The organism is Frankia nepalensis (genome assembly GCF_016786325.1).
Lineage (GTDB): Bacteria > Actinomycetota > Actinomycetes > Frankiales > Frankiaceae > Pseudofrankia > Pseudofrankia nepalensis.
On the sequence record NZ_JADWYU010000130.1, the window covers coordinates 55486 to 69323 of the forward strand.

At 70.6% G+C, this 13838-nt stretch carries 7 protein-coding genes; 5 read left to right on the forward strand and 2 right to left on the reverse strand.

Going from position 1 to position 13838, the window contains the following annotated elements; all coding sequences use genetic code 11:
* Nucleotides 1-153: 153 nt before the first annotated feature.
* The 3 genes from I6A81_RS17550 to I6A81_RS17560 all read left to right on the forward strand — a co-directional run bounded on the left by I6A81_RS17550 (nt 154) and on the right by I6A81_RS17560 (nt 3877).
* Complete coding sequence (locus I6A81_RS17550; protein ID WP_202999854.1) at nt 154-1317, forward strand: hypothetical protein; 1164 nt, start codon at nt 154-156, stop codon at nt 1315-1317.
* A gap of 41 nt (nt 1318-1358) precedes the next feature.
* Nucleotides 1359-2453, forward strand: coding sequence for a phosphotransferase family protein (locus I6A81_RS17555; RefSeq protein ID WP_202999856.1), 1095 nt, complete (start codon nt 1359-1361; stop codon nt 2451-2453).
* A gap of 476 nt (nt 2454-2929) precedes the next feature.
* Nucleotides 2930-3877, forward strand: a complete 948-nt coding sequence (locus tag I6A81_RS17560) for an alpha/beta hydrolase (protein WP_238438544.1) — start codon at nt 2930-2932, stop codon at nt 3875-3877.
* Nucleotides 3878-3896: 19 nt separating this feature from the next.
* Here I6A81_RS17560 and I6A81_RS17565 read toward each other — a convergent pair whose 3' ends face one another.
* Nucleotides 3897-7712, reverse strand: a complete 3816-nt coding sequence (locus tag I6A81_RS17565; protein WP_202999861.1) for a WD40 domain-containing protein — start codon at nt 7710-7712, stop codon at nt 3897-3899.
* 412 nt (nt 7713-8124) lie between these two features.
* Here I6A81_RS17565 and I6A81_RS17570 point away from each other — a divergent pair, with 412 nt between their 5' ends.
* Complete coding sequence (locus I6A81_RS17570) at nt 8125-9384, forward strand: cytochrome P450 (RefSeq protein WP_202999862.1); 1260 nt, start codon at nt 8125-8127, stop codon at nt 9382-9384.
* A gap of 76 nt (nt 9385-9460) precedes the next feature.
* Here I6A81_RS17570 and I6A81_RS17575 read toward each other — a convergent pair whose 3' ends face one another.
* Nucleotides 9461-12331, reverse strand: coding sequence for a helix-turn-helix transcriptional regulator (locus I6A81_RS17575; protein ID WP_202999863.1), 2871 nt, complete (start codon nt 12329-12331; stop codon nt 9461-9463).
* A gap of 707 nt (nt 12332-13038) precedes the next feature.
* On the opposite strand from I6A81_RS17575, the gene I6A81_RS17580 reads away from it, so the two are divergent.
* Nucleotides 13039-13838, forward strand: an 800-nt coding sequence (locus I6A81_RS17580) for an ABC transporter substrate-binding protein (protein WP_307874726.1), incomplete at its 3' end; no start/stop codon positions are given.

Consider the following 13838-nt stretch of genomic DNA (forward strand, 5'->3'; position numbering starts at 1 on the left):
TGGATTTTTCCTAGCGATGCGACCGGCCGTCGACGCCGCGGCAGGGAAGAAGCCCGCCCGCGGGGGAGGTCGAGCGGAGCTTCGGCTCGGTGTGTTCGTGGCCCGACGAGAGGACCACGAGAACCTGTTCCGAATGTCAGAGAGAAGAAAATCATGATCAATGGAATCGGAAGCCTGCAAGGCGCGGACGAACAACTCAACCACCAGATCGTCGACACCTTCGCGACCGTGAGTCAAAGCGATCTTTCCTGGACGGAGAAGATCTGGGGATCCCTCGCGCGGACCGACGGCACGCTGCAAATCGACTTCGGACTCGGCCGTTATCACAACCGGGGCATAGTCGACGGCTTCGGCGGGGTCTCGCGCGGCCGCGAGCAGTGGACGGTCCGGGCGAGCCGGGAACTCGGCTCGGCGCCGGAGGCGACGGATGTCGGCCCTTTGGAGTACGAGATTCTCGACCCGCTGAGGAAGGTACGTTTTCGGCTGCTGCCGAACGACGTCCAGCCGATCTCGTTCGACGTTGTGCTCTCGGGGGTGACGCCGCCGTTCTTCGAAGATCGAAACCTGGTACGGAATCCGCGAAACGGTCGGGTCGAGGTCGACGTGATTCGATACCACCAGGGCGGCTGGCTGTCGGGAACGATCACCGTTGAAGGCGTCACACATGAGGTGCGACCTCAGGAGTGGTTCGGCTTCCGTGACCACTCCTGGGGTGTACGGCAGGCGGTCGGTGCCCCGCCGACCGACCTGAGGCCGAAGCCGCTCGTGACGGCAGACGGCAAGCGAGGTGGGTTCAAGTGGTCACCAGCCTTCTTCCAGCGACCGGACGAGACGTACTACGAGACGGCCCTACATGTGATCGAGGGCGGCCCGTGGACCTCGACCTCTGCCTACCTGAATGACTCGTCCGGGCATCAGGAGGCGATCCGCGCCGTGGAGCCACGGATCGAGTACGACCCTCGGACAAGATTCGTCCGCGGTGGCGAGCTCATAGTGACGATGGAATCTGGTGAGCGACGGATCATCACAGTAGAGGCTCTGGGAGAGTCGGGATTCTTCCTCAAGACGGCAGGGTACGGTGACTGGGCGGGTCACAAGCACGGAGCGTGGATGGGTCCGCTTCATGTGGATGGCGAGTACATCCCCGACTGCTGGGATGAGAAGCATCTTCGGCTCCTTGGCCAATTGCGGGACACTCCTATTCGAGTACGAGAGGGTGACGCGGTCGGATACGGAATCATGGAAAGTATGATGTCGGGTGAATGGCCCGAGCTCGGACTCACGGCGGCCTCGGACCATCGGGTTTCCTATATGTGACCTCGGGCGAGCGGTGTCATTTCTTTGGAGATTGCGGGCGAATGAAAAGCAACTTACAGTACGATCGGCTGGCGGAGTGGTTGATCCGCCAGATGGGAAACGTCGACGAGGTGCGGCTCGAAGAACCGGAGGACCTTGATTTCGGTCATTCGGCGGAGATGGTCGCGCTGACTCTCGTGTCCCGCCGTGGCGGCCGCGAACACAGCCAGGATGTCGTCGTCCGATTGCGGCCGTCGGAACCCGGGCTGCTCGAGCCCTATGACATGCGACGTCAGTTCGATATTCTAAAGGCCCTTGAGTCGACCGCGGTGCGCTCGCCCCGGTCTCTGTGGATCGAACCTTCCGGCGAGGTGCTCGGCAGGCCGTTCTTCGTCATGGAACGCGTCGCCGGTGAAGTCTATGAACGGCACACGCCGCCTGAGAGCGACGAAGAACTCCTCCGCCGGATGTGTGGCAGTATGGTCACTCAGCTCGCGGCCGTCCATCTCGTGGACCTTGAGGCGACGGGACTGTCCAGGCTTGGAGAGGGGCACACCTTTCTCGACCGGGAGCTTGAACGATGGGCCGGTGAGATGCGCCGCGTGCAGCGCGGTCCTCTGCCCGCCATGGAACGAATGCTGGAGCAGCTGCGCCTCCAACAACCGGAACCCTGCGAGCGGATAGCGTTGGTGCATGGTGACCCGAAGCCGGGGAACTTTGCATTCCTGGACGATGAAGTGTCGGCGGTCTTCGACTGGGAGCTCGCCGACGTTGGTGACCCGTTGGCCGACATCGGCTACCTGGAGATCCTCTGGGCCATGCCGGTTGGTATAACCAGCAAGCGGTCGTCGCTCACGGTGGAAGAGTTCGTCGCGCTGTACGAAGAATGCACCGGAATTCGCGTGCGGCACCGGCCGTGGTACCGGGCGATGCAAGTATTCAAGATATGCGTGATCCAACTCATTGGGTCCATGCTTTTCGACGCGGGGCACTGGGACGATCTCCGTGCCATCGACATGGCTCACGGTATCCAGAGGATGGTGCCGATGGGTCTCGCTGACCTCGGGGTCACAGACAGTCCCGAGCTCGGACCGGTCTTCCCTCGTAGGGAGCGACAGGAGGAAGCGCGAAAGCGCCTTTCGGTATCGCCGCGATAAGCGCGTGCCGGCTGTACGGCCGGCCCGCGCGTAGGTGCGGGCTAGGGCGGCTGTGATTCTCGCGCCCGGCCTGCCTGGTGGGAGCCGGTACGCGACAAGGTAGCCCGATCATCGAGCCGGGCGCGCCGGCGCTCATCTGTCGGATGGCGAGTCACCTCACCGCCGCCCCTGTGCCGACCAGGCGCTGGGGTTGGCGGCAACATCACTCAATCGGGACGCGCCAGGCCCGAACTGTGGCACAGGCCCCGCGCCATCGCCGGCTGATGGGCCTCGACGCGCTCGCGAGCGAGATGGACGAGCTGGCGCGGGCCGCGGTGAATCCATTCGGCGTGGTCAGTTCGATGCACAGCGATCGCGTCGCCGCCAGGGCCTCTCGTCAGCGCCGCCGTCTCTTTCTACCGCGGCACCACCTCGTCGTTGATGACGGCGTCACCGACGCTCTCACCATGCGCCGACCTGAGTCAGTGGAGGACAACATGCAGTCGCCGACTTTCCACCCCGACCTGCGTGCCGCTCGCTTCCTGCCGCGCGCCATAGTGGGACCGCGCAGCCTTGGCGTGGTGCGGGCGCTGATCCGGTTCACCGCCCTGAGCACGAATTCTTGGGCCGTTGTCGAGAAGATCGGAACGGAGGTTTCCGTCCGCGTCTTTCGGCCCGAGTCACCCCACCCGGGTGGGCCGGCGCTGCTGTGGATCCACGGCGGCGGAATGGTTATGGGGACCGCGGCGATTGACGACCGCTTCTGCCGCTGGTTGGCCGGCGAGCTTGGCATCATCGTTGCTTCCGTCGACTACCGCCTCGCCCCTGAGTATCCATACCCGGTTCCGCTGCATGACTGCTACAGCGGATTGCGTTGGCTGGCGACCCAGCCCGACGTCGACGCCAGCCGTATCGCGATCGGCGGTGCGAGTGCCGGAGGTGGCCTAGCCGCCGCGCTCGCCCTTCTCGCGAAGCAGGAAGGTGAGATCCAACCCGCCTTTCAACTTCTGGTCTATCCCATGCTGGACGACCGCACCAGCGACCGGTCCGATATCGATGCGCGGCGCCTGCGTATTTGGAGCCACAGCAGCAATCGATTCGGCTGGAATGCCTACCTCGGTGGCCGAGTTGGAGTGGAGGTGCCGGCGCTCGCCGCGCCGGCCCGTGCTGATGATCTGACCGGTCTTCCGCCGGCCTGGATCGGCGTCGGCACCCACGACCTCTTTCACGACGAAGACGTCCACTACGCCGCGCGGCTCACGGCCAGTGGGGTGTCCTGCTTCCTCCACGAGGTACCCGGCGCTTATCACGGTTTCGACACCCTCGAGACCTCCGCCGCCGTCTCTCGTACCTTTCGTGAGGCCAAGGTCGCTGCTTTGGCCGAAGCCCTCGGGATCCCCCGGAATCCGGCGCGCGAGGGACCCGCGAGGCGGCGGCGGAAGTAACGATCATATGGATGGCGCGTTAGCGGAGGTGGAGGAGCACCAGGTCGCGCCCGGTCGCGCAGTAGAGGACGTCCTCACGCCACACGATCGACGTGACCGGGTCCTCGAACCTCAGGGACGTCACCACGGCCTGCGTCGCCGTGTTCCACAGTGACACCATCCCGTCGATGCCGCCGGTGGCGAGGAGGCGGCCATCCGGGGAGAACGCCAGCGCCAGGACCCACAGAACGGGGTCGAGGACGGCGGTGGGGCCGTCGTCCACCACGGGCCACACCCACACCCTCGTTCCGGTACCGCCGGCGGCGAGAGCCCGGCCGTCCGGCGAGAACGCCACCGCGTACACCCATTCGCCGGCATAGCCCGTGAAGGTGCCGTGTTCGGCGCCGGTTGCCACCTGCCATAGCCGTACCTCATGGTCGTCGCCCGCCGCGAGGATCCCGCCGTCGGGCGAGAACGCCAACACGGCCGGCACGCCCACGGCGGCCGCGGTGAAGCCGGCACGTTCGGTTCCGGTCGCCACGTCCCACAGCCGCACCGCCCTGTCGGTACCCGCCGTGGCCAGCACCTGCCCGTCCGGCGAGAACGCGAGCGCCGTCGGCATGCCACGAGGACCGTCGAGCGCGACCGGCTCAGCGTCGGTGTCGGCGTCCGTGTTCATGATCCATACCGCGTGGTCGCTGACGGCGGCGAGCCGCCGGCCGTCCGGAGCGAAGGCCGCCGGCCGGAGCGCGTGCGTGAAACGCTGGCTGACAGCGCGGCTGGCGCCGGTCTCCAAGGTGACGTGCGCGGTCCTGTCGCCGAAATCGGTCGCGAGGAGCTCGCCCTCCGGGCCGAAGGCCAGCGCGGTCACCTCGTGCGCGTAGCCGGCGGCGGGGGCCTGTCCGGAGCCGGCGGTGACGTCCCACAGCCGCGCGGTCGCGTCGCCGCCACCGGTGGCCAGCAGCCGCCCATCCGGAGAGAACACGACCGCCCGGGTTTCGCCGCCCCGGCTCGTGAAGGCGGCCAGCTCGGTGCCGGTCGCCACGTCGGACAGCCGCACCACCGGGTCCCTGCCTCCGGCGGCGAGCACCTGACAGTCCGCCGAGAACGCGACCAGCCGTGCCTCGCTGCTCCCATCGACCAGGGAGGCCTCCTGCGCGCCGGTCGCGACGTCCCACAGCCCCGTCATCCGGCCACCGCCCACGGCGAGCAGCCGCCCGTCCTGGGAGAAGCTCACCGCGCGTACTCGGCCGGAATGATCGGTGACGACGGCATGGTCAGCGTCGAGGGCACGGCCGGCCACCAGGACGTGACCTGGGCCGTCCACCACTTCCCACAGCCGGGCCGTCTGCACGCCGCCCACGGCGAGCAGCCGCCCGTCGGGCGAGAACGCCACCGAGGCGATCCTGCCCACCCGGCCCGCGATCTCGGCGCGCCGGGTCCCGGTCGCCACGTCCCACAGCCGCACCCTCCGGTCGTTGCCGGCGGTGACGAGCAGCCGGCCGTCCGGGGAGAACGCGACCGCGTTCACCCGGCCCCGGTGGCCTTCCAGCACGGCGCGCTCGGTGCCGGTCGCCACGTCCCACAGCCGCGCCGTCAGGTCGTTGCCGGCGGTGGCGAGCAGCCGGCCGTCCGGGGAGAACGCGACCGCGCACACCCGGCCGGAGTGGCCGGTCAGCCGGGCCTGTTCGGTGCCGCTCGCCGCGTCCCACAGCCGCGCCGTCGTGTCGTCGCTGCCGGTGGCGAGCAGCCGGCCGTCGGGGGAGAAGGCGAGCGCGTGCACCCCGGCGGTGTGGCCGGCGAGAACGCGCAGCTGAGCGGAGTCGGCCGTCAGCGTGGTCCACTCGACGGACAGGACCGGGCCGGGCAGCTCCTGGAGGTAGCCCGCCGCGGCCGAGGCGAGCGCCGGGACGGTGCCGACGTGCGCGGCCAGGGTGGGACCGATCCCGCCGGGCGTGGCCGCGCCGGTGAGCAGATGGGCCTTCTGGGCGAGGGCGCGGCCGAGGAGCCGGGACTCGTCGGTGCCCACCGCCGCCAGCCCGTCCTCGGCGGTCAGTACCGATCCGGTACGGCGGATCGCCGCCTCGACCCAGCGCAGGTCGCCGGCGACGGCGGTGGCTTCTTCGGTGAGGTCGGCCGCGAGCAGGTGGTGGACGAGCAGGCGGACCAGGTAGTCCCCGACGGGGTCCGTCGGCAGGGTCCACCACGGGCTCTGGCCGTCCGCGCGCGGAACGAGGGAACGGGCGCCCTCGACGAGCGCGGCATGCGCCGCCAGCCGTCCGGCGGGGCCTAGTTCGCGGCGCAGATGGGTGCGCAGCACGTCATGGAGGCCGAGGGCGGGGCCGGCATCGGTCCAGCGGCGCCGGGCGACCCGTCGTTCGACCAGGATGTCGCACAGCTGCTCGGTCTCGTAGCCGTCGAGGCCGCCGGTCTGTCCCCACAGCAGCGCGACGACCTCGTAGGGGACGAAGGTGTCCTCCGGGAGGACGCCGAGCTCCGCGAAGCGCCGCCGTTCGGCGTCGGTCAGGACGGACAGGCTGCTCTCGATCACCACCTTGACGCCACGGCCGCGGGCGTCGTGGTCGCGGACGTCGAGGATCGCGGGTCCGCCGCCGGCGAGCTGCCCCACGAGCCTCGCGGCGGCCTGGTCCGCGCGGGCGTGGGTGGCCACCCCGTCCGCGAGCTTGCGGCTGGCCAGGGCGAGCAGCAGCGGCCAGCGGCCCATCAGGTCCAGCAGCTGTCCGACCAGCGCGGCGGGCAGGTCCTCCACCTGTTGGCAGAGCAGGTCACGGGCCTCGTCGTCGGTCATCTGCTCGACGAGCACCGTGCGGGAGCCGGCTGGCAGAACCCGGCTGATCCGGGTGGTGACGAGCAGGCGGCAGGCCCGGGCCACGACCCGGAACGGGGCGAGTTGCGACGGGCGCCAGACGTCGTCGACGACCAGCAGCGTGGGCGGCCGGCCGTCGAGCGCGTCGGCGACCCGGTCCGCGGCCCTGACCGGATCCGACAGGCCGGTGGCCGCGCCGGTCAGGCTGACCGCGAGATCGTCGATCAGCGCGGTCAGCGCGGCGCCCTCACGCTCCTGGCCGACCTCCACCCACAGAAGCCCGCCCGGGAAGGCCCACTGAACCTCCTCGCGGGCGCAGACCGCCGCCGCGAGCGTCGTCTTGCCGAAACCGCCCTCGCCCTCGACCCCGGTCGTCATCCCCACCAGCGGTCCCGTCGGGTCCAGCAGGGCCTCGAGCAGCCTCGCCTCGATCTCGCGGCGCTCGATCACCGGCGTCGTCGGCGGCGGGGGCAGCTGCCACGGCCGGCCGGGAAAGGGAGCGGGCTCCGAAGAATCCCGAGCGTCAGCGCGCGGCGGGGACAAGCCCGCCTGCTCGGCCGACGCACGCGGGCCGACGGGCAGCGGGGGAGGGTCCGCGGGCTTGGCACGGGCGCCGGTCAGCATCCGGCTGACCGCGGACAGCAGCCGGTGGCGGGCGACGGGTTCGGCGAGGTCGAACAGGTCGACACCGGCGATCTGGGCGAGCAGCCCGGTACGGGGGCAGTTCTCCACCTGTACTGGCAGCAGCCCGCGGTCCGCTCCGGCGGGATCGGCCGCGAACGCCGCCTGCCAGGCGACCGCGTCGGCGGGGGCTCGGCCATAGGCCGCGGAGACCACCGCGATCGTCCGGCGGGCCTTCGTGACCGCTTCGTTCAGCAGACTGAGGCGGTTGGTTCCCGGGAGGAGATCCCACGCGCGCAGGACCACGGAGTAGCCGGCGTCCTCCAGTTGCCAACCGACCCAGGAGGCCCACGCCAGATCCTCCTCGGCATAGGACACCAGAAAGTCCCAGCCGTCCGTGTCGACCACGGCACGATCATCCCATTCCACGACGACAAGGACCGGCGAGATCGCCCTCCGCGGTCGCCGCGTTCCGCCGGTGTCGGCAACGATGTCCCGCGCGCGGCCGTCAACGATGCCCTCGACGAGTGGGTGCACGAGGCCGGCCGGCTGCCGAACGCGTTCGCGGCGCCTGACTGCCGCTGTTCGACGAGGCCTACAAGATAGTCAACGGCGTTGACGCGCCCTCACCTAAATGATCAGGGTATTCTCCTGGCGAGATCAAGCCGCGAGGCGGCATTGTTGTCAGCCCCCTCGTCGTGGTCGAGTGCCAACCCGGGCAAATGTCTGGGGTGGGGTGCTGGGGTCTTTCCGCGGTGCGGGCCAACCGTCGTTCCCGAGACTTCTCCTCGGCAGCGGTCCCCACCGAGAGGGCGGATGCATGGACACGGGTGCGCTCGCGCCGACACCGGCTGATACCGGCCAAGGCGACGTCGATCTGAGATCTTTCGACCCGTTCGGCGCGCACATCGCCGTGGCCTACGACTACTTCGCGAGAGCCCGGCAGAATGAGCCGATCTTCTTCCTGGAGGCGCTGGGCGCCTGGTGCGTGACCCGCTACGAGGACATTCAGCGGATCGCGGGTGACCCGGTCGTGTTCTCCTCGCGGGAAGCCTTCATCCGGCCGGGTGGCCTGCCGCCCGCGGCGGACCGGCTCATGGGTTTCCTGCTCGACCACGGCCCGCTCACCCTGGTGGACCCGCCGGAACATCGACCGGTGCGGCGCATCGCCCAGGAGGCGTTCGGCCCGAAGGTGATCGCCGGATGGGAGAGCCGGATCCGTGAGCTCATCGGCCGGCGGCTGGACCTGATAGCCGACCGGGACCGTTTCGACCTGGTGACGGAGGTGTCGGAGTCGATCCCGCTGCTCGGCGTGATGGTGGCGGTGGGCTATCCGGAGAGCGAGCTCGACGACCTGAGGCGGTGGCTGCGCGCGGGTTTCAGCGTCGTCGTCGGATACCCGTTCCTGACCCCGGACGAGCTCGAGGAGCAGGGACGGATCGCGGCACCCTTCATCGACCGGACCTACGAGCTCATGGCGGAACGCCGCGCCGCGCCCAAGGATGACCTGATCTCGTTCCTGGTGCGGGGGGAGATCCACGGGCAGCCGCTGTCGGACGCCCAGATCGCGGCCAACGCGGCCGGTCTGTTCGGCGCGGGCTGGGAGACCACCGGCAACGCGATCACCAACATCGCCCACGCGCTGATCTCGAACGGCATGTGGCCCGACCTGGCCGCCGGCCGGCTTCCGATGGCGGACGTGGTGACCGAGGGCCTGCGCTACGACACCCCGATCATGGGGCTGTTCCGGACCGCGACCCGGGAGGTGGAGTTCAACGGTGTCACGATCGCGAAGGGGGACCGGCTCATTCTGATGTTCGCCTCGGCGAACCACGATCCCGCTGTTTTCCAGGAGCCGGAGACCTTTCAGGTCGGTAGGGCCAGGACTCGGCCTGACATGGCGTTCGGCAACGGCATCCACTACTGCGTCGGCGCCCCGCTGGCGCGGTTGGAGATCGCGGCCACGCTGGAAGGACTGGCGGCCCGCTTCCCGACGCTGCGGCTCGACAGCGCCGAGCCACCGGCCTACCGGCCGCTCAGCATGTTCAAAGGCCCCACCTCGCTCTGGGTACGCCGCTGACCGGACTCGCGCCCGCGCAGCGGCCCGGCGTCCGGGCGCCGGTCGAAGCACGGCCCGACCGGCGCCGGGCCGCGGCTCAGATGCCTTCGGTCGCGACCCGCGGCAGATGCTCCCGAAGCTGGTCGCGGCAGGTGATGCCGAGCTTGCGGTAGGTGTTCGCGAGGTGCATCTCGACCGTCTTGACCGTGACGAACAGGCGGCTCGCGATCGCCCGGTTCGTGAGTCCCGCCCCGGCGAGCTCGGCCACGCGCCGCTCGCTCGGGGTGAGGGACCCGAGGCCGGTCAGCCGTACCCGGCGAGGCCGTCCCCCGGCGGCCCGCAACTCGCCGGCGGCCAGGCGGGCGAGCGGCTCCGCGCCGCACTCGGTGGCCACGTCCAGGCCGAGGGAGAGCAACCGGCGGGCGGGGGCATGCTCGCCGGCGCGGTGGGTCGTGACGCCCAGGTCGACGAGGGCCTTCGCGTACTCAAGCCTGGCCGGGCTGTCCGCGAGCACGTCGACGGCCTCGCCGAACAGGCGCGCCGCCGCCCCGTCGGCCCCGTCGGAGCGTTCGACGAGACCGGCGACGCGCAGGGCGTGCCCGAGCGCCCGGGGCGCCCCCCAGGCCCGGGCCAGCTCGACCTCCTCGGCGGCCAGGGCGCGGGCTTGCGCCGCCCGGCCCATCGCGTCCAACGCGCTCGCGGACGTCGACCGCCAGGGGAAGAAGGCCGGGTTGACCCAGCCGTGGGCGGCCGCCTCCCGGCCGGCGGCCGTCGAGATCCGCAGGCACTCGTCGGGACGTCCGTCAAGCAGGGCGAGCCGGGCCCGAACATCAGCCAGCCAGCGGACGCGGAAGGAGGGGTATGGCGGTTCGCCCACCGGCCAGGCGCGGGTTAGCAGCCTTGCCGCCTGCCGAGGCCTGCCCTGCTCCAGCAGGGCATCGGCGAGGTAGCCGGTGATGAACTGCCGAACGGCGCGCCACTCCTCGGCTTCCAGATAGCGAAGCGCCTGCTCGCAGGCAGCCTCCGCCTCGGCCAGCGCGCCGCGCCAGAACAACGCGCAGCCGCGCACGAACGTGAGCGACATCAGGCTCTGCATCGAGCCGAGCGGGCGGGCGCGGGCCAGGGCCGCCTCGATGCCACGCGGGGCGTCCGGATCATCCGCCGCGGTCTGGACCCACAGGGCGAGCGCGACAGCGGTCACCGCCTCTCCGTGGATCACGATCGCGCCGTCCTCCACGCACCGGCGCGCCAGGGCGACAGCGTCCGGCGAGAGTCCCGCCGCGGCGTCGTAGAGGGCGATCATGCCGTTGAGCATCCGGGATCCCACGCCGCGGTCGCTGGCATCGACGCGGACGGCGCCGGCGTGGACGGCATCGGCGCGGACGGCGCGGATGAGGTCGCGGGCGAGGTCGTGCGTCTGGGCGACGTCGAGCGTGAAATTGATGAGGTTCGCGCGCAGTCGGCTGCGCGCGTCCGCGTGGCGGTCGTCCAGTTCGGCGATCGCGGACTGGTAGACGTCGACGGCCTCGGTCAGCTGGTTGGTCATGAACAGCGTTGTCGCCAGGCCATCCGCGATCACGACCCGCCGTGCCGGCTCCCGGGCGGACAGCAGGGCCTCGCGCAGGTAGCCGCCGGCGCGCCGCGGGTCCGGCATCACCAGCAGGAGACCGAGCTCGGCGCCGACTCGCGGCGCCAGCTCCGGTGCCAGCCGCAGGCAGTGCTCCAGGTAGCCGGCCGCGTCCCGCGCGGCCCCCCGGCGCATCGCGAGATCGGCCGCCCGGCGCAGGACCTCCACGTACCACGCCGGTTCGTCCGGCTCGGCGCGCAGGATGTGCGCGGCGACGCGCTCCGGGTCCGCGCCGGCCTCCCGGAGCAGGTGTGCCGCCCGGGCGTGGCCCGACCGGCGCGCCCGCGGGTCCAGACCGTCGTAGACCGCCTCCCGGACCAGGGGGTGCACGAACGCGAAGGACATCTCCTCCCCGGGCGTCACCGGCTCCGGGACCGGCGCCCGGCGCGCGTCCACCCGCCGCAGGACGTCGATCTGGACCAGCCGCCCCGCCGCCACGTCCGCGCTCGCGACATCGATCTCCGCCAGCGCCGCCACCCGGTGCAGCGGGGCACCCTCCCCGTGCACCGCGACCGCCCCGGCCAGCGCCGCGCACGCCGCCGGAAGGGAGGCGAGCCGTGCGCGCACCCGACGGGCCAGCGCCCGCGACCCGATCGCCGTGACCTGATCGACGTTGTCCCCGTCGAGGGCGATCCCAGCGGACAGGACCGCGGCCGTCAGCTCACCCAGGAGCAGGGGATTCCCGCCGCAGGCCTGGTGACACGCCGCGAGGAACGCGTCGTCCGGTGCGCGCCGCGCGAGCGCCGCCCTCAGGACGGATGCCGAACCGGCGGGGCTCAGCGCGGCCGGGCGCAGCACCGTGCAGGTCTCGTCCAGCAGCAGGAGGTCCAGCAGCGGCTGGTCGGCGCCGGGTTCGTGGGGCCGCGTCGCGCCGACCACCAGCAGCCGCAGCCCCTCCAGGCGGGCGCGCAGATAGGCCAGGAACCGCAGGGAGCTGTGGTCGGCCCAGTGCAGGTCGTCCACGACCAGCGTGACGGGACGCTGTTCGGCCAGCCGGGCGCAGAGCTGGAACAGGCCGTCCAGGAGGGTGAAGTCACCGACCGGCGGATCAGTGGGCGCCGCGCGCAGCAGAGCGTTGCCCCGGTCCACCGCGGGCCCCAGCAGCTGGCGCACGACACCGAGACTGAGCTGCCTCTCCAGCTCGTCAGCCCGAGCCGTGAGCACCAGGTCGCCGGTCGACCGGGCCAGGTCCGCCGCGTGGGCGAGCAGACTGGTCTTCCCGATGCCGGCCGGTCCCTCGACGAGAACCAGGCGCCCTGATGCGGCCGCCGCGTCCTGGTGCGCCCGTCCCAGCACGTCGCATTCGGTTACTCGCTCGACCAGGTCGGCTGCTCCCCGCACATGGACCAGTGTTGGCCACCGGGGCGACAGCCGGGTTACATCGGCCTGACTCGGCATCGCCCACTGGGCGGGCGGGCACGTATCGAATGCTCATGCTGGACAGCGCCGCTTCGCCCGATCGCCGCTTGTTGAGGCCAGCCGCTGACGCGCACCCGCCGGCCACGCCGAGGTGGTCATGCGGTCAGCGAACGGGCCGCCCGCGACGGGCCGATCGCCGACGCCATGGCGTGCATCTCCCCGGCTTTTCCTGGGGCGGTTGTTGTCGAGGGCAGTGCTGGAAGCCCTGTCAGCACTTCGGTGGCGGGCCGAACCGACCAGGTCGAGCAGGTCGTTGCCGTGCCCACGTCCCGCCCGCTAAGGTTCGCGGATGCCGATGTCGACACCGATGTTGAAGTTGGCCTGTCGACCTGGCCCGGCTGTCGTCGCGGGTGCGTGCCGACCCGACTGCTGGCGGACCGCCGTGCGCCCTTGGACCGGTGATTAAACCGAAGTACGCCGACATGGAGAGAATCTTGACTGGTTGGTTCATTCTCAAGAGGCGTTCCTCCCACGCCTGGCTCGGCGGGCAGGGCACATCTCGGGCGGGGGACAAGCCTTTATGTCGCCCACGTCGAGGGGGCTGTGGCGCGGCGCTCTTTCACTCGCGAGATGCCCGCGGCCCGGAAGGCGCCAAGGCTCGGCGCGGCGTTTTGCGGACCTCGGCGCTGGTGGCCGCGCTCGTGACCATGCTGGTGGAAGGCTGCGCGCTGTCCGGTGGTGACCCGGACAGCGGCGCCGACGGGAACTGTGAAACGCCCGGATTCAGTTCCGAGGAGATTCGGCTGGGTTTTGTCTATCCTGACGGCGGTCCGGCGGCGCCCTCACTGGCGCCCGCTATCAGCGGGTTCATCGCGCGGATCGAGGCGGCCAACGCGGCCGGTGGCATACACGGTCGCAAGATCGTTCCCATCTGGCGTGACGACGCCAGCTCCCAGGAGCAGAACCATGTGGCCGTGCGGGAGCTGGTCGAGCGGGAGGACGTCTTCGGGCTTGTCGAGGCGACCATCACCGCCGCTGGCGGCGCCGACTACCTGCTCGAGCGCAACGTCCCGGTGGCGGGGATCGCGGCCGAGGCCTTCTGGGCGAACCCCCGCTACCGCAACATGTTTGCCTACACATATGTGTTCACCGACGGGCCGTCGGTCTCGACGTTCGGCGACTACGCGAAGGCGCGGGGCGGTACTCGAGCCGCTGTGATCACAAGCGACATCACCCCGAGCGCGGACGATATCGGCTCGAAGATGGTCAGCAGCCTGGCCGCGGCGGGTATCTCGACTGCTCCCGGCACGTTCGTCTACAACCTGGCGATCACCGACCCCGTGCAGTTGGGGCAGAAGCTGCGCGCGGCCCAGGTCGACACCGTGGTCGCTGTCTTCGCGGGGAATGACCTTGCCGAGGTCATGCGCGGCATCCGGGCGGCCGGCGCGCCGGTGAAGGTCGTTCTCGCGCCCAGTGGCTACGAGCAGAC